Here is a 21,494-nt window from a genome sequence, read left to right as displayed (position 1 = left end):
CATGAACCGGCGCTTCGCCGTACATTGCGCATCCGGCATTGGCAGCATCCGGCTGTAGCGTTGTCACATGGCTTTCGACTTGCGCCCCTTGGGCAAACTTCTGCTGCGATCCTTCAAGGCACTCGGAGGCAGCACCACCAAAGCCGGCATGCCGACCGGAGCGTCCGCCAAAGGCGCCTCCACAGCGCGAACCCGGCGCACCGCCGTCGGGCGTCAACCCGGCTACTACCCGGGGGACTTTCGGGGAAAGGCTTCCGTCCATTACTCCCCCAAGCCGGATGGCCAGCCGGACCCCGGCGAGATCGTGTGGAGCTGGGTTCCCTACGAAGAAGACCACACGCAGGGAAAGGACCGTCCAGTGCTTCTGATAGGGCGGGATGGGCAGTGGCTTTTGGGGTTGATGCTCACCTCGAAGGACCACGACAACGGCCACAGGGCTGGTGAGTACGTTGATATTGGTGCCGGTGCCTGGGATCGGCAAGGCAGGCCCAGCGAAATAAACGTGAGCCGCGTTATCCGCCTGGATCCCACGGCAATCCGTCGCGAGGGTGCGGTTCTGGGAAAGTCGCAGTTCCAGGAAGTAGCCAGGGCACTCCAAGCCCGGCAGTAGCAGTCCCATGCGCACAGTTCTGCGTGAGCCCGGACTTTCTGCTATCCTTTATAGCTGTGTGTCCGTGCAGGTCGACGGCCACTCATGGTTGGCTGCCATAGGCATCCCCACGCCGCTCAGTCGATGGCCAACCTGAAAACCCTCTAGACCATTTCCGCATTAAAAAGAGAGTTCATACGTGGCTAATATCAAGTCCCAGAAGAAGCGCATCCTCACCAACGAGAAGGCTCGCCTGCGTAACAACGCCGTCAAGTCTGAGCTGAAGACGGCCATCCGCGCCGTCAACACCGCCGTTGAGTCTGCCGACAAGGATGCTGCTGGAACTGCACTTGTTGCTGCCAGCCGCAAGCTGGACAAGGCTGTCAGCAAGGGCGTTATTCACAAGAACAACGCTGCAAACCGCAAGTCGGCGATCTCCAAGAAGGTCAACGCACTCTAAGGTTTTTCCAGTTCGACTGAGCTGATCAAAAGGCCGGCGCCCATTGGGCGCCGGCCTTTGGGTTTAAGCGGGAGTTTGCGGGATAGCCTTACTCGCTTACTCGCTTCAGCGGCGACTGGCCGAGGTGGCTATCACCGTTACCGCGTGCTCCACTGCGTAGACAGGGTCACGCGCCTCACCCTTCACTTGGGCATCCGCTTCTGCGATGACCTGAATGGAGCGGATCAAACCATCCGGTGTCCAGCGACGAACATCGCGCTGGGCCTGCTCTACAAGCCACGGCTGCATCCCAAGATTTTTGGCAATGGTGGCCGGTGAACCATTGGCGCCGGCAACTTTGGCCAACGTCCGCAGTTTGGCAGCAAGAGCCGCTACCAAGGGGACCGGATCAACGCCGGTGGCCAGGGCGTGCCGCAATGTTGACAGTGCCACCGGTCCGTTGCCGGCCATGGCGGCATCGGCCACCTTGAAAGCCGTGGCTTCAACCCGGCCACCGTAGTAACGTTCCACGGTGTCAGCGGTGACAGCTGTGGTGGCATCGGCGATCAGTTGACTGCACGCAGCTGCGAGTTCCGAAAGATTAGCACCTACGGCGTTCACCAACGCCTGCACGGCCTCCCCTTCAATGCGGCGCCCGCCGGCCCTGAACTCGGAGACCACAAATGCCGTCTTGTCAGAGTCCTTCTTCAGCGGTTGGCAATCAATGACGGGCCAGCCGGCGGACTTCACGGCGTCGAGCAGCTTCTTGCCACGTACTCCCCCGGCATGGCGCAGGACGAGGACAACGTCCTGGTCGGGATGCTGGAGGTAGGCCAATCCGTCCGCCAGGAAGGCATCGTTCATGGACTCCAGACCCTCAACCTCAATGAGTTTTTGCTCGCCGAACAGGGAAGGCGTCACGGCCATCGCCAGGGAGCCGGCCTCGTAGGAGCCCGCGTTCAGCCGGCTGAGCTCGACGTCAGGGGTGGTGCTCCGCACCTGGGTTCGGATGCCATCCATGGCGCGGATGCCCAGATATTCTTCCGGGCCCATGATCAGGACCACGGCGGCAGGCGCCGCATCGCGCCAGGTGATGGTGTTCGCCGCGACGCTCTTGGCCCGGGTGTTTTGGGCAGCAGCCACTGGTGGTTCCTTCCGGACGTTACTTTGGAGACTTCAAGTTTGCCACGTTTAATGGTGGCCCCTTGCTCGACGGGGATCGAGGCCAAAGGTCCCGCGGCATCACTAACGCATTCGAGTGACCTTCCCGCCGACCAGTTCTTCTAGTAGCTGACCAGTTCTTCTAGTACTTCTGCGCCAGGCTGACAGATGACGTCATCGTTGCCGGCACCTGGTACTTGGTGAGCACCTGAGCCATGACGTCGTTGAACACGCCGGCCTGGGTGACGCCGTAGATGTTGCCCTTCGGGCGCTGCACATTGACCATCACTATGTAACGGGGGTCTTCCATGGGCGCCATCCCTACAAAGGACGCCGTGTAGCCGTCAAATCCGGTCCCGTCGTCGGCAACCGCTTCGGCTGTGCCGGTCTTACCGCCAATACGGTATCCGGGGACGCTCACGTCTTTGGCGCCGCCGGCAGTAACCACACTTTCGAGGATGTCCCGCACTTGCTTGGCTGTTTCCGGGCTGATGACCGCTGTGCCGGCCGCGGCTTCAGTAACATGCTCAACGCCGTCGTTGTCCACCACGGACTCAATCAACTGTGGCTGCAACCGCACGCCGCCATTGGCAATGGCCTGGAACGCCATGGCAGTTTGCAGCGGCGTCTGCGATAGGCCCTGCCCAAAGAGCACGGAAAATTCCTGCCGGGAGTCCCACTCATCCGGTTGAGCCAACAGCCCTGCGGACTCGCCAGGTAGTGCAATGCCTGTCTTCTGGCCGATGCCGAACTTCCGGAGATACTCGTAGCGCTGTTCACGAGTGAGCTTCTCACCGACCATCACAGTGCCGGTGTTCATCGAGTCACCGATGATCCCCGCGAAGGTGCGTTGCTGTTCACCATGAACAAAGGAATCCTGGAACTTCTGCCCATTCACGGTGTATGTGGGCGGAACCAGCAGCTGCGACAAGGGGTCGATCTTGCCTTCTTCGATGGCGGCAGCGGCTGTGATGGCCTTCTCGGTCGATCCGGGCTCAATGGCCGCTGTAACAGATCTTGCGCCGCGGTCCTCGGGTCGCGTCGCCCCCGGGGCATTAGGATCCACGGTTCCTGTCTCGGCCATCGCGCGAATCTTGCCGGTCTTGGCCTCCACCACAATGACGTTCCCGTACTCGGCGCTTTGGTCCTGCACCTGCTTCTCGATCGCATTCTGCGAGTAAAACTGTAGATAACTATCGATGGACAACTTCACCGTTTCTCCGTCCGTTGGCGGAGTAATCCGGTTCGCGGCCGTGGGGATGATGATCCCGTCAGCGCCAATCTGGAAGATCCGTTCACCGTCGACACCCATGAGCTTGTGGTCGAGGGTTTGCTCGATGCCCGCAGCTCCGCCTTCTTCATTGACATAGCCGACGATGCTGCCCCCAACCGAACCGAGCGGATACGTCCGATGCGGGACCGGACGGGAGGTAACCCCGGGAATCCGCAATTCGGCAATGATGGACTCAACTGCCGGGGAAACAGAACGGGCCAGATAAACGAACTGGCCATCGCCCGTGAGAGCAGTTTTCATGTCCTCCACCGAGCGCCCAAGCGCCTGGGCCAGCTCGCTCAACCCATCATCACGGGCAACATCACCAATGGTTCCATCAGAACCAAGCCGCGGGAAGGTCTCAGCGCCGTTGTTCTCTCGGGGAGAACCTACGATGTCGTAGCGGATGATGCTCTCGGCCAGCACAACCCCTGAGGCATCCACGATCTTTCCGCGCGAAGCACCCAACACGGACGACTGAGTACGCAGATCATTGGCGGCATTGGCAAGCCCGGTCGGATCGAAGCCCTGGACAATTACCACCCGACAAGCAAGGACCAAGAGGAAGGCCAGCATTATTCCCAAGCCAATACGCAGCCGGGATGTACCGCGGCCAGCGTCGCTTTGGCATGGGTCCAAAGGTGTTGGAGTGCGCACAGCTGAAGTCCCATCCTCAACATTCTGATGAGCCATGACTGAAGGTGCGCATTTCCCAAGCCTGACAAGTACCCTCGCAGCCTACTGGATGCGGAGATTAATGGGGGAATTGCCGTCGCCGAGGCGCAGGCCGCCGACCGAGGAGCCTCACCAGGACCCTATGCAGCCCAACGATGACTGTCCACACCCGCACCGGATGAAGCGATCCCCAGACGAGGAGTACCGTCATCATCGAAAAGGCCACCATGGACGTGATACCGGCTGGTCCCTCTGCCCACGGCAGGGCCGCCCCCGGCAGATGGGCGAAGAACCTGGCTAAGCCTGCCACCCCTCCCGCGCAGGCGCCGGCTACAGAGACAGGGACCCCCGCCAACCACGGAAAAACGGCGGCAATCGGGACCGCAATGGTTCCGAAGATCGTTATCGGTGCTATCAACGGACCAGCCACCACGTTGGCGATCAGCGCGTACGGAGTGAACTGGGGTTGGAGGGCCACGATGACGGGGCCGCACAGTAATTGGGCGGACAGTGGCACCGCCACTCCGGCGGCAAGCCAGCGCGGCACCATGGAAGGAATCCAGGATGCAATGCGGGTGGCCAGTAGTACTATGCCCAAAGTTGCCAGAACCGACAGGAGAAACCCGACGTTCGCCGCCATACCCGGATCCAGCAGCAACAGAATAATGGTGGCCAGGCAGAGGAAGGTCAGGGACCGACCCCGCAGTCCTCCGGCCAATGCGGCCAGCCCTACGGTCCCCATGACGGCAGCCCGTAGAACGCTCGGATCCGGACCTGCCAGGACAACAAAAGCCATGAGGCCGCATGCAGCAAAAGCTCCTGCGAGCGGGCGGGTCAACCTGAGGCATCTCGCCAACAGAATGAAGCCTCCCAGCACCAAACTACAATTAGCGCCGCTGACCGCAGTCAGATGAGTGAAGTCCCGAATGTTAGTGTTATCAGGTGAAGGCTGCCATCTACACTCGCGTGTCTGTTGACCGTACTGCAAATGCACGCTCCGTAACGTCCCAAGAGCAGGAGTGCCGGGCCGAGGTGGAGCGCCGAGGATGGCAAGCCTCCGCCATTTACACGGACAACGATCGCTCCGCATCCCGATTCGCCAAGAAGAATCGTCCTCACTTCGATCAGCTCATGGTCGATATTGCAGCGAAGAAGTTCGACGTTGTAGTGACGTGGGAAGCGTCAAGAGCAACGCGTGACCTTGAAGTGTACGTAGCGCTCCGGGCGGTGTGCCGAGCCGCTGGCGTTCAATGGTCCTACTCGGGCAAGCTCTACGATCTCACCCGCCCAGATGACGCGTTCAGCACAGGCCTGGACGCACTCATTAGTGAGCGAGAGTCAGACCAGACCCGTGAGCGAATCATGCGAGCGATGCGCCAGACCGCAGCGACTGGCAAGCCGCATGGAAAGATCCCCTACGGCTATGCCCGCGAGTACGACAACAGCACAGGCGTGCTGATCAGGCAGTACCCGCACCCCGAAGAGGCGCCTGTTGTTCGTGAGGCAGCAAAGCGCGTGCTCGCTGGTGAGTCCATGCGAAAGATCGCTCAAGATCTCAAATCCCGCGGCCTCATGAGCCAGACTCAAGCTTGGGCGCCGGCCAGGCTTACGGAACTTCTAAAGTCACCTACTCTCGCTGGATACCGGGTCTATCAAGGGAAGATCATTGGCGATGCCGCTTGGGAGCCCGTGATCGATCGTGAGACGTTCCACGCGTTACAGGGCATTCTTGGTGACCCGTCGAGGTCCAAGCAGCGAGGCAGCGCACCGGCGCAACTACTCACCGGCATAGCGACCTGCGGCGTCTGCGATGGTTCGATGGTTCGGCGGCACACCCGTGGCAAAGACCAGTACCAGTGCCGGGTCAATTACTGCGCGTCGAGGAACGTTGAGAAGACGGACGCTTACGTTGCTCACGTCTTGCTGCAAAAGCTCCAAGAGAAGTCAGTGATGGACACGGCCGCTGCCGTCGCTGGCGAAGATACTTCTCCCATGCTTGATGAGATCAGTGCCTTGGAGGCACGCTTGAACGGCTTCTACCAGCAGGCCGCCGATGGGTCCCTCACACCCCAGGGTCTTGCACGCGTGGAAACCTCCATCCTTAATCAGCTGCAGTCCAAACGGCAGGCCCTCGCGTCAGCCTCAAAACCAAAAACCGCCACCCTTGATGCGGAATGCATCGTCGCCGGGTGGGATGGCCTTGAACTCATGGAACAGCGCGAGGTTGTACGCTCCATGATGAAAGTGCGGATCCTCCGGGCAGGACGAGGGCACTCGACTTTCGACCCGTCGCTTATTGAAATCACTTGGCTGCCTTAGGCTGTTGGGGCATGGCAGTCTCAGGTCTGTGTTTCGACAGTCTTGAGGGTGGCCCATTCTGCTGACGTAAGGGACGTGAGCCTGTCCAGCAGCACTCCCTCGGTGACCCAGAGTTCCTCCGCGAGTTCGGTGAGGGATCTGGACCAGGCGAGTTGTTTAGCCAGGTCGTCTAGACAGATTAGGCGCCGGGCCGTTTCCACCCGAACTGCCTTTTCCACGGCGGTCGGTTGGCAGCTTGTGTGGCCGCGCTCGATGTGGACCAGCTCGTGCGTGAGCGTGCAGCGGCGCTCGACCTGGTTGAGGGCTCGGTCCAACCAGATCATGTCACGGCCGTTGGTGCGGCCAGGGGCGCCGTCGGGCATGACTATCCACGAAAGCGTCACATTGGCTAGAGTCTGAAGAGTTTCCCAGGGATGAAACACACCTTAATGTGTGCCCGGCATCCCATTTATGTCGCGAAAATGGCTGGTAACGTCAAGCAAAGGCCAGGCGTTTTCAGAACCTAACCTGGGTGTGGCTTTCTGTCTGCCGGCCGTGCGATACTGGACATGAAATGACGCCTTTGGCGCCTACTGGGAAAAACGCGCGAGGTGCTGCCACCTCTCTCCTTAAGTGGATCCGCTCCCAGAGGCACCAAGGGTGTTATTTTTTTGTGTTTGCAGGCACCACACGGAAACCAGTCGTGCTGTGTGACCAGGTAGCTCTCCGGCATGGACATGATGCCCAAGGGGATGGCGCAGTGCGGGCTGTACGAATTGCCGCACAGGTGTGCTTGTCGAATCTGGTGCCAAATCGTTTTTATGTAGCTTCCCTCGAATGAGCCGTATTCGTCTTCCCAGATAGCAGATTTGAGGAAGCCACCGTAAAGGTCTGCGGCCTGAGACTCACTGTGGTCCTTGGAGGCCACCCACTTCAGCTCCCTCTGAACGAGGGCTTGGGCGGCTTTGGTGTCTCGATGTCCCTCAAGGTAAGTCTTGGTCTTGTTGTGGTCGTGGTGACGTACGTGCCCGAAGCGTATAGCCACGCTGAAGTACCCGCTGAATTGGGTGGCCCAAAGAATGGCCTTGTGCATCTTGTGGGCAAGGTAGTCGTAGGCACGCTGCTGATCCGTATGGTAGGTGCCTTGAGTGATGCGGTCCTTGCGGTAGTAGACAAACAGGACTGTCACGCCAGGGACTGCCCCGAGGACTGCCGCCGCATGCTTTCGACGCGAGTGGCTTTTGAGGTCCTTTTTCCATGACATGTCCCGATCGTCCGGGACGCCGAAGTCTTTGCGGAGGCGAGCAACAGCGGCTTGCAGCCGACTGGCGGCGGGTTGATCGACCAGGACGCAGGCCATCCCATAGATGGGGCTGGAATTGGCCACTGTCACGCTTCCCCGGTCGCCGGTCTCGTCGATGTAAGCCCAGAGCGGCGTTCGACTCGGAAGCGGGGCGGGTGCCGGCGGCGCTAGCCAGTCCTCATTCTGAGCGGAGAACCACTCTACAGGTGGTGGCGGATCACCCCACCCGTCCGGCCAACCATTAGTCATATTGTTGAAGTCCTAAATAGAGTTCCCTCTCCCCTATTCGTTGCCATTCTCAGCTTCCTGTGATTCTTCGCCGCGTTCAGACCACTGGCGTTCACGGTCGCGGTGGCTGGTTGGACCCTTGTAGGCCGCCATGTCTTGCCAGTTGTCCGGGAGCGGCACGGTGCCGTCCTCAACTTCCACAGGCTTGAGGTGTCGTTTCGCAGGGCTCTCCCCTGCTCGATTCATGGGGGCGGGATGATCTGCATTGCCCACCACCTCCTGCCGTAGTTCGTGAACCAGCCGGTTCTGCTTGATGAACACACGGGTCAGGTCGATCACTACGCGACGCTGGTCTGGCGTCAGAGTGTCCGCGTCCGGCGGCAGTTGTTCCGCAAGCGATGCTTGGGGAGCTTCGATGCCTGCGGCTTTGTACGCTTCGGCCGCTGGCACCCCTGCGAGCGTCGCCAGGGCTTCAACTGTCTTGATGCCTGGGCGGGAAGTGTAGGTGCCGGCGATGATCTTGTTGACTGTCGTGTAGGAGAGCGTCAGGCCCTTGCTCTTAGCGATCCGGTCCAGTTCACGGCCCTTAGCGCCTCCGTTGTTGTCAGAGGCCATCTGGGCGATCTGACGCAGCGAGAGTTCAGTGCTTTCCATGGCTCAATCCTTGCGGCAGTTGTACTACTTGTTGAAGTCTGGGTATGAGATTCAGATACAAGTAAACCGCCTACTCTCCTTATCCCCCAGTGCATCCGGCGGCGGCGTGTTGACAAGTGGGTGAGAATTGAGGCAAGCTCTACTTGTCAAAATCAAATCAGAGGAGTAGACATGTACTTGCGACAGGGAACAGTAAGGCCGGCGCCCAGCGCCTACCGTCGACCAAAACAGCGACTCAGAGGGGAGGTGTACATGCAACCCATCAACCGCGAAAAGCTGAAAGAGCGACGCATACGCGAGGGGTTCAATCAGCGCCAGCTGGCCATCCTTTGCCAGTGCAGTCAGGCCGCAATTTCCGCACTGGAGACCGGCACCATGAAGCAGTGCTCGGAAGACCTGGCGGCCCAAATCTGCAAGTGGCTCAAACGGGACCTGGACGAACTCTTCATCCGAAAAGAGGACTCTCGCGCGCATCGAATGACAAACGCGGCAGGCTCCACCCGTCGCAGAGCACTGATTCAGATATGAAAAAGGTCCCCTCCTGATGCACCAGGAGAGGACCTCGACAAGAAAGCAAATCTCAATGGCAACTATACGCAGCCGACCAACCCCTCCTAGCGGCCCCGTGACCGGAGCCGACCGCCTGTGCTCCACGCAAGCAGTCCCCGATGGAATCGTTCTGGCGGTGGCCGCATGACCGCCGTGAGGAATTTCGACTTCAACGGCCAACATGTCCGGACCTTGATGGTTGACGGGGAACCATGGTTTGTCGCATCTGACGTTTCATCCGTCTTGGGATACCGCAAAGCCAGCGATATGAGCCGCGTCATTGACCGTGATGACAAGGGGGCGCAGATGGTGAGCACCCCAGGGGGCGCACAAGAGGCGACCGTTATCTCCGAGCCTGGCCTGTACACAGTCATCATGCAGCGCCAGGCCGGATATGTGGCTAGTTCATCCATGCAAGAACAAATAAAGTCCTTCCAGCGCTGGGTAACACACGAAGTCTTGCCGACGCTTCGCAAGACAGGAAGTTATGGAACGGCACCGGCCCTGACTGGTAAGGAGCTCCTCGCAGCAGCGCTCCTCGAAGCGCAGGCAACGATGGCGGAGAAGGACTTCCAATTACACGCGCAAGCCCAGCAGCTCGAAGCAGCGGCCCCGAAAGTCACCTACGTAGACCAGTTTGTTGCCGAGCATGACCTGCTGAGCTTCCGCACCGTAGCAGCGAGCCTCGACGTCGGAGAGCAGGAGCTACGCCAATACCTGACTGCGAAGAAGTGGATGTACTGCCAGTCAGATGAGCGCTGGTCTAACACCCATGGCCGGAAGGTCAAGCGCAATCGGTACTCCGCCTACGCGGAGAAGAAGGCCTATTTCCAGCCCGTGCTCAACCATGAGGCTCCCCGGTTCCGTGGGGGCGAGGTCATGCACACCCTCAAGATCACCCCAGCCGGGGCTTCGGCCATCACCCGCCTGTACACCGCCAGCACGAAGGAACTCACAGCATGAAGACGTGCCCATTCACCCCAAAGGAGCAGGAGCTCGTGAATCGGGCGGCTGCCAGCATCAAGCAGGCCGGGTATCCCCCGCTTAGTTCAACCCAGGCGCAGGTTATCCGCCGCACCTTCGGCCGGTTGGTGACCACGTGAGACTCCGGGACCAGTCGCTGACCGTGAAGCCGCGCGTTGTTCGGTCGGGCGTCAGCTGGTTTGCCGACCGAATCAACCCCGCGACAGGCAAGGCGCAAACCTCTTTACCTGGTTCATTTGACCTCGCTGTCTCGACGGCCCTCGGGTGGGCAGGTGACCCATGCTGAACGGCCCGTTCCTCGTGGTGTTTGTCGGGGCGATCTTCGCCGGTCTCGCCATCATCCCGGCACGTAACCATGACCGGCTCCTCGAGCAATCCGAGGGCATCGACCATGACGCGGTTGCGGACGCTAAGGATCAGCGCGCAACTGACGACGCCGATGCCTGGCGGAAGGGAGAGCTGTGAAGGTTCACGAAGCAATCGTCAAGGTTCGCGAGGACGTCGGTGCCGTCCGTAAGGATGGCCGCAACACGCAGCAGAACTTCAACTTCCGTGGCGTGGATGCAGTGGTCAACGCCGTCTCGGCTGCCATGTCTAAGCACGGCGTGATGGTGTTCCCGTCCAAGGTGGAGCATCGTGACGCTTCCAAGCAGCTGTCTGGAGGGAAGGTAGCCACGGCACCAGTGCTGATCGTGGACTACACGTTCATCGGGCCTGAGGGTGACCAGTTCGTGGCTCAGGTCCCGGCTGAATCGTTCGACCTGGGCGACAAAGCGACAGCCAAAGCTATGTCAGTGGCGTATCGAACCTGCCTGCTGCAGGTCTTCACTCTGCCCACGGATGACTCCGACCCGGACGCCGACACCTATGAGCGGGCTCAGCGCCCGCAGCCGCAGCAGCAAGGAACCGACTGGGCTGCCGCCTTGGTAAACGCCAAGGGCAATCTGGAGCGCCTGACCGCCCTACGGCACACGGCCAAGCACGCCGGAGCCCCTGATCACTACATGGGCGCTGTAGAGGCCTCCATCCAAGAAGCAACACCCATCGAAGGGGTACTCGCCAATGCCTGAGCTGACTTTCAAAGAGAAGACCCTGCGCACGGCGGTCATGAACGCGATGACCTCCGTGATCGTGGATGCCAACAAGATCGGCCGCGAGGCTGCCCTGAAGGACCTCGTTGCCCAGTACAAGGAAACCGGTAACAAGTCCTTCAGCGTGTTCAACCCGGATGGCGACAAGGTTGCCCAGATCACCCTGACCGAGGCCAAAGCCGAGTCTGTGGTCACGGATCACGGTGCGCTCCTGGACTGGTGCCGCGAGTATCGCCCGGACCTCATCGAGACCGTGGAGCACCCGCCCGTTGAGGGCTGGACCGAGGTGCGGGTTAGGCCGTCCGCCGTGGAGCACATCGCCGCTGACTGCAAGCTGGCAGGCGATTCCTTCGTGACCGATGAGGGCGAGCTGGTGGAAGGCATCGAACACCGCCTGCCGGGCGACCCCACGAAGTTCACCATCACCTACACGGCCAAGGACAAGGGCTTGTCCCTCGTCCAGGCGTGGCGTGACGGCGGGATCCCGCTGCAGCTTGACCCGAACTTGCCACAAATCGGCGGGCGACCATGAGTAACGACGTACTGAACCCCGTTGCCATCGAGCAACGCATCCGTGAGATCAGTGAGCGGATCGCCAAGTCCGCCAGCGTTTGCAATGACCGATACATCACCTTCACGACCGCTGACCGGAATCATGATCTGGCCTACGCAGCGGCCTACATGGAGCACAAGGGCGCGGCTCATGAGAAGCGCTACGCCGCCGACCTCGCAACAGCTGAGACCCGGGGCGCCCGGGACGTAGCCGACGCTGCCTACCGCTACGCCGACCGGCTGGCCAAGGCTCTGGAATCGGAGCTGCGCGCGTACCAGTCCATCGGAGCCAGTGTCCGCGCCATGTACCAAGTCGCGGGGCGAGGCGAATGAGCGGCCCAACACCCAAGGTCCGCCAGACGGTCATCAAGCGGGACCAGTCCACATGCCAGTGGTGCGGCTGCCACGTGGACACCAGCAGCGGCTGGTACTCGCTTCAGCACCGCAGATCACGCGGGATGGGAGGCACCAAGCAAGCATGGGTCAACGGCCCAGCGAACCTGGTCTTGATGTGTGGCACTGGTACAACCCGGTGCCACGGTCACGTTGAGGCGCACCCCATCGAGGCAGCAGGACGAGGGTTCCGATTGGGCATTGGGGAACACCCGGACATGACACCTCTGGAGGACTGGTCTGGGTTCCGATGGCGACTTGAGGTCGACGGTTCCCGTACCGCGCTGGAGGTGGCACGGTGACCGCAACGACCGAGACCCAGACATTCAGGGCCATCTGGCCCATCGTCAACAACGAGGCATCAGGCGCCACGAACGACGAGCTGCTGCAGCTCGCCCTCGCTGACCTGCCTGCTGTCGCTCAGCGCCATCGAGTGAAGATCGACGGCCAGCCCCGCGGCTACATCACCGAAGCAGCCAAGATCCCCGGATCAGGCGGCTCAGGGCACGTCGTCGTCATAGAAGCCCCTGCCATCCGAGCACCCCACCGCGCCTACTGGAGGCCAACATCATGACTCAACTCACCATCACCGACATGTTCTGCGGCGCCGGCGGCTCATCCACCGGCGCAACCATGGTCCCAGGCATCGAAGTAGCCATTGCCATGAACCACTGGGCCCGCGCCATCGAAACCCACAACACCAACCACCCCGACGCCCTGCACATCGAAAAGGACATCAGCCAATACGACCCCCGCAAGATATTCACCACTGACATCCTGTGGGCGTCGCCTTCATGCACCAACCACTCAGTGGCCAAGGGCAAGAAGCGAGTCACCCATCAGGGCGCCCTTTTTGGCGAGCAGATTGACGAGGCCGCTGATAGGTCCCGCGCCACCATGTGGGATGTTGTCCGCTACGCCGAAGAGCACGACTACAAGCTGATCTTCACTGAGAACGTCGTGGACGCCGCCCGCTGGTTGTTCTTCGACCAGTGGCTCGGATGCATGCACGCTCTCGGCTACGAGCACCACATCGTCTACATGAACAGCATGCACGCCCAGCTCGGAGGGCTCCCTGCTCCCCAGTCCCGGGATCGCATGTACGTGGTGTTCTGGAAGAAGGGCAACCAGCGACCAAACTTCGACCGCCTCCGACCAAAGGCCGTCTGCCCTGAGCATGGCCTGGTTGATGCTCTGCAAGTCTTCAAGAAGGCCGAACGTTGGGGGCGCTACCGTGCGCAGTACAACTTCCGCTGCCCGCACACCTCATGCAAGAACGCCATCGTTGAGCCCGGCTGGCTGCCTGCTGCTGACGCCATCGACTGGACCCTGAAGGGCCAAAGGATCGGGGATCGCGACAAGCCGCTGTCCCCGAAAACCATGGCCCGGATTCAGGCAGGCCTTGACCGCTTCGGCGGAGCTCGGCTGGCCGTGGATGCAGTCCGCGGTGCTCCCATCCTGTCCGACGTCGACCGCGAAGCGTTCCGCACGCAGACCACCTCTTACACTCGCGGGCTGCTGGTTCCGGTTGGAGGTCGTCACGGAAAGGAAGCTCAGGAGATCGCCCAGGCGATGCGCACCCAGACCACGCGGAACGAAACGGGCTTGCTGGGCTATCCCGAGGCGTACCTGATGCGGAACAACACCGGTGGGGCAGAGATGACCACACCGGTCCAGGAGACCATGCGGACCCTGACAACTGCGGGCCACCAGTCGCTGCTGATGCCCTACTACGGTTCAAGCAAACCCCAGGGCATGGACAAGCCCATCGGCACGCTGACCACCGTGGACCGTTACGCGATGGTCACGCTGCGCGGGCAGAACGCTCCAAAGGACGTTTATGACCCGCTGGACACCTTCGCTGCCAGCGGCAACCACCATGCGCTGATGGGAGTGCAGCCGCCCAAGGTTGAGGACTGCACGTTCCGGATGCTGGAACCCCACGAAATCATGGCGGGCATGGCGTTTCCCAGGGAGTACGTCATGACCGGGAACAAGCGGGAGCAGGTCAAGCAGTCCGGCAATGCGGTCACTCCTCCGGCGGCCCGTGACCTGATCATGATCGGCGCTGAATCCCTGGGCGTGGCAGCATGAGCCGGCCCACCCCAGCAGCAACGGCACCATCCCCTGCATCTGGGCCAGCCTACTTACCCCTCGCCTCGAAAGCGGCGGCCAGCGCGTCGGGATGTTTACGAGCCTGTGCTAGCAGTTTCATGCCCCGGATTGTCTCCGCGTCGCCCTGGCGAGGAATGGCCGAAAACAGCGAGATGAATGTTTCAGTGGAAAAGATCAGCCGTTCGAACTCTGGCGTATTACGCGGCCCGTCAGGCGTGAGACTCTTCGCGGCGGCAATGGCCAAATTGGCAGTGTGGTGCGGCCAGCGCATGACCTCTTTCACCGCATTGCGGTCGGAAACCTCGGTACTCCAACGAAACACGGCTGATCGCATTCTCTGCAATATGGCATCGATGGCGTCAAGGCCCTTGTCATACTCAATTGCTACATCATCGGCTGCCGCCACGGCATCATGGACGGCCAGTCGTAGTCGGTCCTGCCGGGCTTCTTCGCTCTGCCGCTTAAGCGTCAGCTCAAACTGCCTTTTCTGTTCCTCCAAAGCAACCTCGGCGAGCCTCCGCTGCTCGTCGATTGCTTTTTGGGACAGCGTTGTTTGGTGCTTGTTTGTCAGAGTCACGACGAGAATGGCCACCCCGGCTGCGAGGACGGCACTGATTGCCGCACCAAATACGCCGCTCCACAGTTGGAGCAGCCAAATCTCGTCACTATTCACCAGCACATCCTATTTCACTGTCACCGTGGGCTATGCCTTGCAGTGCAGCATGGGGGACATTGAAGCCTCAGGCCTGCGGGGCACCTCTGAGGTGAAGCGCTGATGGCAAGCGCAATATTCACACACGCGGCCGAGCGCTGGAAAGAAATGCGTGACGCCTACGACGGCTACATCAAGCACGCCTACGACCAGGCTCTGGAGGCCACCGGCGGCGTGCTGGTGAACAGGCTAGGTCGGTCATTGCACATTGATGGGCTGGACCTCTTCACTGGCTCAGCCCATCGCGCCCAGCGTTATGCATCCTGGGAGCTCATCGAGCACTGGCAGCACACCCCACGGCTGACTCTCGAAGAGTTCGAGGCCCGCTGGGTCGCTGGGGAGGTGGAATACGTTGGCGCGTGACAGGGCGAACATCAACACCGCGATCCATACAGACGAGGACTGGCGGGGCCTAACCATCATCGAACAGCATCTGTACTGGCTACTGATGACTCACCCCAGGCTCAGCTATGTAGGCGTAGCCGATTGGAGGCCGGCGCGCCTGGCAGCAATGACCAGGGATATGACGCCGCAATCCATTCGGGCGGCAGCGGAAGGGCTTCAGGCAAGCCGTTTCGTACTCATCGATGACGAGACAGAAGAGATCCTGATCAGGTCATTCCTGCGCCATGACGGGCTTCTCAAGCAGCCAAAACTCTCCATCTCGATGGTGAACTCCTACGCGGATGTGGCTTCCAAGCGCATCCGGGAAGTGATCACCTTCGAACTGCAGCGCCTCAATGCTGAATTTCCGGAGTGGGCAGCGTTTAGGCAACCCAAGGTCATGTCACTGGTCAAGGGAACGGGCACCGACATTTCAGCCTTTACCCAAGGGCTTACCCCTGAAGTTACCCCGCTGTTTAGGGTAAACGACGCCCAAGCCCAAGGGTTGCCTACATCTACAGCTACTACTACAACTACCTCACCTAGCGGTGAGGGGGTGCAGGGGGAACGTAAGAAGCCGGAGCGTCCACTCCCTGCCACCTGGCAACCGAACGACGCGCACAGGAGCTACGCAGCGTCTCGGAGCCTCGACTTCTCAGGAGAGGCTGAGAGGTTCAAGCTTCACGCCCAGGCCAACGACCGGCGCCAGCGCGACTGGGATGCATCCTTCCGGATGTGGCTCAGCAAGGCAAAGCCGGTGGCATCCACAGGGGCCGTCCCGTCGCAGTATGGGTGGGCGAACCAATGACACCAGAGCACTACGTCATCGGCGCCTGCCTCCTGTCCCGGGATGCTGTCCGCTTCGCCACTGAGATCGTGAACCCGCTGGACTTTCAGTCGCACGTACTGGGCGAGGCGTTCGCGGCCATGCAGGAGATGCATCCGACGTCGGAGCCCATCGAGCCAGGGTCTGTGTACCTGAAGTTGAGAGCTCGCGGGCAGCAGGCCCTGCAGATCACGGAAGTGTTCGCCTGGATGGAAGGCACGTCTTCGGCTCACACGGTGGAGTTCTACGCCAAGCAGGTCCGGGAGGCGTCCGTGAAGCGGGCGCTCCGGTCTGCCGGGCAACGGCTCATCCAGCAGGCCACCGCTGAAGGGCTGCCACCGGCCAAGGCGCTCAGTGACGCGATGGAGGACCTGCAGGGCATCCGGGACAACACCCCCGGACAGGGCATCGACTCGAAGAAGCTGGGCGAGGTTCTTGCCACCGAGGAAGACCACGACTGGCTGGTGCCGGGACTGTTCGAACGCGGTGACCGGATGATCATCACCGGGTTCGAGGGCTTCGGTAAGTCCACATGGATCCGCCAGATGGCTGTCCAGTTCGCCGCCGGCATCAACCCAGTCAGCCTTGACCACATCGACCCGCTACGGGTGCAGGTGGTCGACGTTGAGAACACTGAGGGCCAGTGGCGGCGCGAAGTACGTGGCATGGCAGCCAAGGCCTGCCATTACGGCAGCAACGACCCGTCCAACATCGACCTTGCCTGCACAGGCCGGATCGACATCACCAAGGACGCCGCGCTGGGTGCCATCCACCGCCTGGTGGACAAGAACCGGCCCGACGTCCTGTTCATCGGCCCGATCTACAAGATGGTCCCGAACGGCATCAACAACGACGACGACGCGGCCCCGCTCATCACCGCGCTGGACTCGTTGCGGGACCGCGGCTTGGTGATGGTCATGGAGGGCCACTCCCCCAAGGGAAACGGCCAGCAGGCCCGCGACCTGTCCCCTCGTGGCTCAGCTGCGTTCATGGGCTGGCCGGAGTTCGGCTTTGGGCTCGCCCCCGAGGCTGACGGCACCACTGGCGCGACTATCCAGCGCTGGCGCGGTGACCGTAACCAGCAAACGGACTGGCCTAAACGTCTGGAGCGCGGCGGCCCGTTCCCGTGGACCGCAGACAACATCCACCCCGAAACCCGGCGCAAGTACTACGGCTGGGACCAACCACAGAAAGAGGCAGTCACTTGGTAGTCACCGTCTATTCGAAGCCCTCATGTGTCCAGTGCACCCTGACCAAGGACTGGTTGGAACGCGAAGGCTTCACGTTCAAAACCGTTGACATCAGCCAGGACCTGGCCGCATTGGAGGCAGTCAAGGCACTCGGCTACATGGGCGCGCCAGTGGTCAAGGTGGATGAACGGCACTGGTACGGCTTCCGGCCGGACCTCCTCGAGGAACTCAAATCAGAACGAAAGGCGGCCTGAACATGGCAGGCGAAACAACAATCACGATCATCGGCAATCTCACGAACGATCCCGAGCTGCGCTTCACCCCGAGCGGATCCGCGGTGGCTAACTTCACCATCGCTTCTACTCCCCGGACGTTCGACCGGCAGTCCAATGAGTGGAAGGACGGAGAAACCCTATTCCTCCGGGCCTCGGTGTGGCGGGAAATGGCCGAGAACGTGGCCGAGTCCCTCACCAAGGGCATGCGCGTCATCGTGGAAGGCCGGCTGAAGTCCCGTAGCTATGAAACCAAGCAGGCCGAGAAGCGCACAGTGATCGAGCTGGAAGTGGACGAAATCGGCGCCTCGCTCAGGAGCGCGACCGCGAAGGTAACCCGCACATCACGCAACGGTGGCGGCCAGGGCGCTGGAGGCTTTGGCGGCACCACAAACACCGGCAACAACTGGGGCAACCAGCCCGCACAGCAAGACCAGTGGGCAACTCCCAGCACCAGCGACAGCAGCAGCTGGGGCACCGCTCCACAGGGAGGATTCGGAGGTGGTGAAAGTGAGCCACCTTTCTAAGCCACTCGAAGGCAAGTGCAGGATCTGCAAACAGCCAGTCACTCTCACTGATAGCAAGTGGATGCACTCGTTCTTGGACCTGTTCGCCCACGCAGCGGCGCTAATGGCAGCTCCCACGACCAGAGTCGACTACGCGCTGGCCGGCCCCAGCGAGGGAGGTGCCCAGTGATTCACACTTTCATTCCCGGCACGCCTGTCCCCCAGGGCTCAGTGAACAACTACCGAGGCCGCATCGTCGGAGTCACCCCGAAACTGCGGGAATGGCGCCTGAAGATCCGCGCAGCGACCATGGCAAAGCACACAGGCGAACCGCTCGACGGCCCGATCACCGTCAGCCTCGTGTTCCAGCTCGCCCCGCCACAGCGCCCCCGCTGGCCGCTCCCCGCGGTCAAGCCCGACTTGGACAAGCTCATCCGCGCTGTCATGGACTCCCTGTCCACCACCAAGCAGCTTCGAGGCGTCATCACTGACGATGCCCGGGTTGTGAACATCACCGCAGCGAAGACCTATCACGGCACCCCCGGGGTCTTGGTCACCATCAACCAATCAGGAGCTGACCTGTGAGCATCCCCAAGCCGACAACCTATGAAGCTATGCAGATCATCTCCAAAGCTGTCGAGAGCGGATCATTGCAAAGTGGCACTGACGTGAGATGGAGCGGTGCGCACATCACCGTGGGCATCGAGACGTTGAATTACTACCACCCTGAGTTCAGGGACATCCGTCTGATGGCAGAGCTCTTCGCGGTTAGTTTCCCGGACGGCCAGACCCGGCGTCTCTACTGCGTGGGCCAGCCGAACAAGCGCTACAAGATCCCTGCCAAGGACCGCATCGAGTACAGGGCGAGCCTGGCCAACGGAACGATCATCCTGAACTACGTGGCCGAGCATGAATGCCGAGAGTACCGGGGCGTCGCAAGTAACTCGGAGCAGCCGACCTGGGAGTGCAGTGGATGCCGCCGGCAGCTCACGGTCACAGAGTGCCGAAAGCTGGGCTTCCTGCCGCCACTCATGCGAGGACGCAGGCCGGCCAAGGATGGAGGGCAGGCCAAGTGAAGAACTGCAAACGGTCCTGCTGCTGGACCCCGTACCGCTGCGCTAAGGGACGCGCCTGCGGCTGCCACTTCCAAGAGCGCCGGCAAGAGGCCGACGAGGAGCGAGTGGCCCTGATACGGGCAGAAGCTTCACGCGCCACGCCCGTCAACCGCCGCAACCCAGGGGAGCCACGGTGAACCTCGCAACCAACGTAGACCAGCTCACCATGGAGACCACACACAAGATTGAAACGGACAACGGCCCGCAATGGGTCAAAGCCCCGCCCCTGCTGGACCAGCTGCGGGTAGCGTGCAAAGGCATCAGCGGATCGTCTCAGGGTGGAGGGTCCGGAACACCGGCACCACTGGCCCTGTCCGCCTATGACCTGTACCTCCGCATCGAGTCCGTGGTGTTCTTCCAGCACGGCAAATTCTTCCCGGGTGTCAAGCATGGGTCGCTGGAGGACTCCATGAAGGCATGGGCGCGGGTGGCATCAGTGAACGATGGCCCGCGGAAGGAAGCCGAGCAGTTCACCGCGGAGTGGGTGGCCGCCATCGAGCAGGTGTTTCAGCCAGCCAAGCCGCTCGTGATCGACGCCCCTTGCCCGCAGTGTGGGGAGCTGTTCTACACGGCGTTCGAGGAGGACGAGTCCAGGTGGAAGCGCTGCCTCACTGGGCACGCGTTCAACGGCGAGGCATGGGTGGAGTGCGGCAACTGCGGATCAGCATGGGTGGGAGCTGAGATGCACCACCTCAACGCCGCCATCAACACGCCCACCCGCTAGCTTTTAATCCACGCCGATCTGAATTAAACTAGTGGTACCGCCGCGGAAGTGTCTCTACTTTCAGGCAGAAGGCCCGGACTGTTATCCCCAATACAGTCCGGGCCTTCGTCGTCTCTTGGGGAGACGCATAGGGGTCCGTTTCCGTGAGTAGCAGTGAGCTGTGGGGCTGCACCACGGAACTTGGGATAGCTGGCAGGTGCATAAGCCCCGAAACCTGCCCGGGCTGTAGCTCAATTGGAAGAGCGATGGAATTTGGCTGGGGCCACTCCAGAGATGCAGGTTCGAATCCTGTCAGCCCACGGAAGCTCCATAGCTTCTGAATGAGGTGTTCCCTCAACACAGCGTGCGCCCGTCAACGGCATCTCTTCGAACCGAAGGTTGAACCGGGCTCCCCTCGGATGTGCCTGTCATGGGACTTCCTGCGGGCGCACGCAACACCACACCATGGAGGTGGAGTGAGTCAGCATCACAAGACCACCCGCAACATGCAGACGCAGAAGCTCAAGTTCAAGGGTGAATGCCAAGACGCCGACGCACGCTGCTGGCTCTGCTCACAGCCCATCAACTACGAACCGGTAGACGACAACGACCCGTCCCGCTTCGAACTGGATCACTACTACCCAGTGTCCACACACCCAGAGCACCAAGAGGACCCAGCTAACTTCCGGGCATCACACGCTGAATGCAACAGGCGCCGAGGCAACAGAGCCCCGGCGCCCGGTCTTGGCACGCTCAGTAGAGACTGGCTCTAGGCAGGCGTACCCGCCGCCGTCCACTCAATGCTGTGACCCTTAGGGCAGTAAGGTCGGCCAACGCGCTGGTACTCCTTGACGTGGTTGATGCTCCCGTCATCGACCATCTCCCACCTCTCAACCAGCTGGGTCTCACACTTCGGGCATGCGTACTCGGACTCTTTGCGGGCCACTGCTGACTCTCCTCGGGTAGGTAGTTGCGAACACCCTGAGCATAAGCCGAACAAGGAGCGCATCGATGGTTACTACAGACGCTGGCAATAGCCAGCCCACAGAGACACGGATGATCGGTAGGGCATTGCGCCTCGCACCATCCCGCGCTCACATCCTCGGACTCGAACGATCAACCATCAGACGCCGGCTCGTAGAGAACCCAGCATTCAGGGACGGACCACTGCACGTCATCACAGGTGGCAGGCAAGAGGGTAAGACGACACTCGCAATGCAGTGGCTACTCGACGCACCCGATGGGACAGAGCGCGTCCTCGTCGTAGCGAACAGCGACCAAGCCAGCCACATCAGACGAGAGCATGGGCTGAAGCAGAAGGACCCACGCATCATCGGGTACCGAACACTCATCAACCAAGGACCCCGCGAAGGAGTCCAGTACGGCATCGATGACACTGCAGAGGTACTAACCCGGCTCCTCGGACTCACAGAGACACCGCACCTTCTCACTGTCGGATACGCAGCACCCTGGCAGGGGTAG

General features: G+C 61.0%; 29 protein-coding genes and 1 tRNA gene. 23 read left to right on the top strand and 7 right to left on the bottom strand.

All coding sequences use genetic code 11. The features are described 5' to 3' along the window. Positions 1-67 precede the first annotated feature (67 nt). Together BACI9J_RS09355 and rpsT are read left to right on the top strand one after the other, a co-directional pair. Complete coding sequence (locus BACI9J_RS09355) at positions 68-610, top strand: type II toxin-antitoxin system PemK/MazF family toxin (RefSeq protein ID WP_159734127.1); 543 nt, start codon at positions 68-70, stop codon at positions 608-610. Positions 611-788: 178 nt separating this feature from the next. After that, positions 789-1,049 carry a 30S ribosomal protein S20 gene (gene rpsT / locus BACI9J_RS09350; protein WP_011774926.1) on the top strand — a complete coding sequence of 87 codons (261 nt, stop codon included), beginning with the start codon at positions 789-791 and terminating at the stop codon, positions 1,047-1,049. Positions 1,050-1,154: 105 nt separating this feature from the next. Here rpsT and holA read toward each other — a convergent pair whose 3' ends face one another. From holA to BACI9J_RS09335, 3 genes are all read right to left on the bottom strand, one after another. Further along, positions 1,155-2,171: a DNA polymerase III subunit delta gene (gene holA / locus BACI9J_RS09345; RefSeq protein WP_159734126.1), complete on the bottom strand. Its 1,017-nt coding sequence runs from the start codon at positions 2,169-2,171 to the stop codon at positions 1,155-1,157. Between the two features lie 160 nt (positions 2,172-2,331). Beyond that, complete coding sequence (locus BACI9J_RS09340; protein WP_236558629.1) at positions 2,332-4,155, bottom strand: peptidoglycan D,D-transpeptidase FtsI family protein; 1,824 nt, start codon at positions 4,153-4,155, stop codon at positions 2,332-2,334. Positions 4,156-4,216: 61 nt separating this feature from the next. Beyond that, positions 4,217-5,131, bottom strand: a complete 915-nt coding sequence (locus BACI9J_RS09335) for a ComEC/Rec2 family competence protein (protein WP_268891934.1) — start codon at positions 5,129-5,131, stop codon at positions 4,217-4,219. On the opposite strand from BACI9J_RS09335, the gene BACI9J_RS09330 reads away from it, so the two are divergent. Then, positions 5,080-6,456: a recombinase family protein gene (locus BACI9J_RS09330; protein WP_236558625.1), complete on the top strand. Its 1,377-nt coding sequence runs from the start codon at positions 5,080-5,082 to the stop codon at positions 6,454-6,456. The genes BACI9J_RS09335 and BACI9J_RS09330 overlap by 52 nt on opposite strands. A 20-nt stretch (positions 6,457-6,476) precedes the next feature. Here the strand turns inward: BACI9J_RS09330 and BACI9J_RS09325 are convergent, their stop codons facing one another. The 3 genes from BACI9J_RS09325 to BACI9J_RS09315 all read right to left on the bottom strand — a co-directional run bounded on the left by BACI9J_RS09325 (position 6,477) and on the right by BACI9J_RS09315 (position 8,620). Beyond that, complete coding sequence (locus tag BACI9J_RS09325; RefSeq protein WP_236558617.1) at positions 6,477-6,839, bottom strand: ImmA/IrrE family metallo-endopeptidase; 363 nt, start codon at positions 6,837-6,839, stop codon at positions 6,477-6,479. Between the two features lie 119 nt (positions 6,840-6,958). Continuing rightward, positions 6,959-7,987, bottom strand: coding sequence for a DUF3800 domain-containing protein (locus BACI9J_RS09320; protein ID WP_159734123.1), 1,029 nt, complete (start codon positions 7,985-7,987; stop codon positions 6,959-6,961). A gap of 33 nt (positions 7,988-8,020) precedes the next feature. After that, complete coding sequence (locus BACI9J_RS09315) at positions 8,021-8,620, bottom strand: hypothetical protein (RefSeq protein ID WP_159734122.1); 600 nt, start codon at positions 8,618-8,620, stop codon at positions 8,021-8,023. Between the two features lie 252 nt (positions 8,621-8,872). On the opposite strand from BACI9J_RS09315, the gene BACI9J_RS09310 reads away from it, so the two are divergent. From BACI9J_RS09310 to BACI9J_RS09270, 9 genes are all read left to right on the top strand, one after another. Continuing rightward, positions 8,873-9,148 (top strand): helix-turn-helix transcriptional regulator, encoded by a 276-nt coding sequence (locus BACI9J_RS09310; RefSeq protein ID WP_159734121.1) that lies wholly within the window; start codon positions 8,873-8,875, stop codon positions 9,146-9,148. 174 nt (positions 9,149-9,322) lie between these two features. Beyond that, on the top strand, positions 9,323-10,132 hold the full coding sequence (locus BACI9J_RS09305) for a BRO family protein (RefSeq protein WP_236558616.1): 810 nt from the start codon (positions 9,323-9,325) through the stop codon (positions 10,130-10,132). After that, positions 10,129-10,272 (top strand): hypothetical protein, encoded by a 144-nt coding sequence (locus tag BACI9J_RS09300; RefSeq protein WP_159734119.1) that lies wholly within the window; start codon positions 10,129-10,131, stop codon positions 10,270-10,272. Before BACI9J_RS09305 ends, BACI9J_RS09300 begins: the two co-directional genes overlap by 4 nt. A gap of 160 nt (positions 10,273-10,432) precedes the next feature. Then, on the top strand, positions 10,433-10,618 hold the full coding sequence (locus BACI9J_RS09295) for a hypothetical protein (protein ID WP_159734118.1): 186 nt from the start codon (positions 10,433-10,435) through the stop codon (positions 10,616-10,618). Continuing rightward, complete coding sequence (locus BACI9J_RS09290; protein WP_159734117.1) at positions 10,615-11,223, top strand: ERF family protein; 609 nt, start codon at positions 10,615-10,617, stop codon at positions 11,221-11,223. The genes BACI9J_RS09295 and BACI9J_RS09290 overlap by 4 nt, the downstream gene beginning before the upstream one ends. After that, positions 11,216-11,776: a hypothetical protein gene (locus tag BACI9J_RS09285; RefSeq protein ID WP_159734116.1), complete on the top strand. Its 561-nt coding sequence runs from the start codon at positions 11,216-11,218 to the stop codon at positions 11,774-11,776. The genes BACI9J_RS09290 and BACI9J_RS09285 overlap by 8 nt, the downstream gene beginning before the upstream one ends. Continuing rightward, complete coding sequence (locus tag BACI9J_RS09280; protein WP_159734115.1) at positions 11,773-12,129, top strand: hypothetical protein; 357 nt, start codon at positions 11,773-11,775, stop codon at positions 12,127-12,129. The genes BACI9J_RS09285 and BACI9J_RS09280 overlap by 4 nt, the downstream gene beginning before the upstream one ends. Before the next feature lie 358 nt (positions 12,130-12,487). Beyond that, positions 12,488-12,763 carry a hypothetical protein gene (locus BACI9J_RS09275; RefSeq protein WP_159734114.1) on the top strand — a complete coding sequence of 92 codons (276 nt, stop codon included), beginning with the start codon at positions 12,488-12,490 and terminating at the stop codon, positions 12,761-12,763. Next, positions 12,760-14,283 carry a DNA cytosine methyltransferase gene (locus tag BACI9J_RS09270; protein WP_159734113.1) on the top strand — a complete coding sequence of 508 codons (1,524 nt, stop codon included), beginning with the start codon at positions 12,760-12,762 and terminating at the stop codon, positions 14,281-14,283. The genes BACI9J_RS09275 and BACI9J_RS09270 overlap by 4 nt, the downstream gene beginning before the upstream one ends. Before the next feature lie 49 nt (positions 14,284-14,332). On the opposite strand, the gene BACI9J_RS09265 is transcribed toward BACI9J_RS09270, so the two are convergent. After that, positions 14,333-14,977 carry a hypothetical protein gene (locus BACI9J_RS09265; RefSeq protein ID WP_159734112.1) on the bottom strand — a complete coding sequence of 215 codons (645 nt, stop codon included), beginning with the start codon at positions 14,975-14,977 and terminating at the stop codon, positions 14,333-14,335. A gap of 102 nt (positions 14,978-15,079) precedes the next feature. Between BACI9J_RS09265 and BACI9J_RS09260 the strand changes: the two genes are divergently transcribed. From BACI9J_RS09260 to BACI9J_RS09215, 11 genes are all read left to right on the top strand, one after another. Next, entirely contained in the window at positions 15,080-15,379 is a 300-nt protein-coding gene (locus BACI9J_RS09260; RefSeq protein ID WP_159734111.1) for a hypothetical protein, read from the top strand. Beyond that, complete coding sequence (locus tag BACI9J_RS09255; protein ID WP_159734110.1) at positions 15,369-16,208, top strand: hypothetical protein; 840 nt, start codon at positions 15,369-15,371, stop codon at positions 16,206-16,208. Before BACI9J_RS09260 ends, BACI9J_RS09255 begins: the two co-directional genes overlap by 11 nt. Next, positions 16,205-17,437, top strand: a complete 1,233-nt coding sequence (locus BACI9J_RS09250; protein WP_159734109.1) for an AAA family ATPase — start codon at positions 16,205-16,207, stop codon at positions 17,435-17,437. Before BACI9J_RS09255 ends, BACI9J_RS09250 begins: the two co-directional genes overlap by 4 nt. Next, the gene (nrdH, locus tag BACI9J_RS09245) at positions 17,431-17,670 is read left to right on the top strand and encodes a glutaredoxin-like protein NrdH (protein ID WP_159734108.1); all 240 of its coding nucleotides are present in this window, start codon (positions 17,431-17,433) and stop codon (positions 17,668-17,670) included. The genes BACI9J_RS09250 and nrdH overlap by 7 nt, the downstream gene beginning before the upstream one ends. A 2-nt stretch (positions 17,671-17,672) precedes the next feature. Further along, positions 17,673-18,215: a single-stranded DNA-binding protein gene (locus BACI9J_RS09240; RefSeq protein WP_159734107.1), complete on the top strand. Its 543-nt coding sequence runs from the start codon at positions 17,673-17,675 to the stop codon at positions 18,213-18,215. A gap of 165 nt (positions 18,216-18,380) precedes the next feature. Then, positions 18,381-18,779, top strand: a complete 399-nt coding sequence (locus tag BACI9J_RS09235) for a RusA family crossover junction endodeoxyribonuclease (protein ID WP_159734106.1) — start codon at positions 18,381-18,383, stop codon at positions 18,777-18,779. Continuing rightward, positions 18,776-19,270: a hypothetical protein gene (locus tag BACI9J_RS09230; RefSeq protein ID WP_159734105.1), complete on the top strand. Its 495-nt coding sequence runs from the start codon at positions 18,776-18,778 to the stop codon at positions 19,268-19,270. The genes BACI9J_RS09235 and BACI9J_RS09230 overlap by 4 nt, the downstream gene beginning before the upstream one ends. A gap of 172 nt (positions 19,271-19,442) precedes the next feature. Further along, a complete protein-coding gene (locus BACI9J_RS09225) occupies positions 19,443-20,033 on the top strand; it encodes a DUF7341 domain-containing protein (RefSeq protein WP_159734104.1) in 591 nt (196 codons plus the stop codon). 219 nt (positions 20,034-20,252) lie between these two features. Further along, positions 20,253-20,333: transfer RNA gene (locus BACI9J_RS09220), tRNA-OTHER, on the top strand. Between the two features lie 20 nt (positions 20,334-20,353). Further along, the gene (locus BACI9J_RS24695; protein WP_328699795.1) at positions 20,354-20,785 is read left to right on the top strand and encodes an HNH endonuclease; all 432 of its coding nucleotides are present in this window, start codon (positions 20,354-20,356) and stop codon (positions 20,783-20,785) included. A 238-nt stretch (positions 20,786-21,023) separates the two neighbouring features. After that, positions 21,024-21,494: a hypothetical protein gene (locus BACI9J_RS09215; RefSeq protein WP_159734103.1), complete on the top strand. Its 471-nt coding sequence runs from the start codon at positions 21,024-21,026 to the stop codon at positions 21,492-21,494.

The organism is Arthrobacter sp. 9V (assembly GCF_902506065.1).
Classification (GTDB): domain Bacteria; phylum Actinomycetota; class Actinomycetes; order Actinomycetales; family Micrococcaceae; genus Arthrobacter.
Note: the sequence above shows the minus strand (reverse complement) of the source record. Positions and strands in the feature narration are given on the sequence as shown.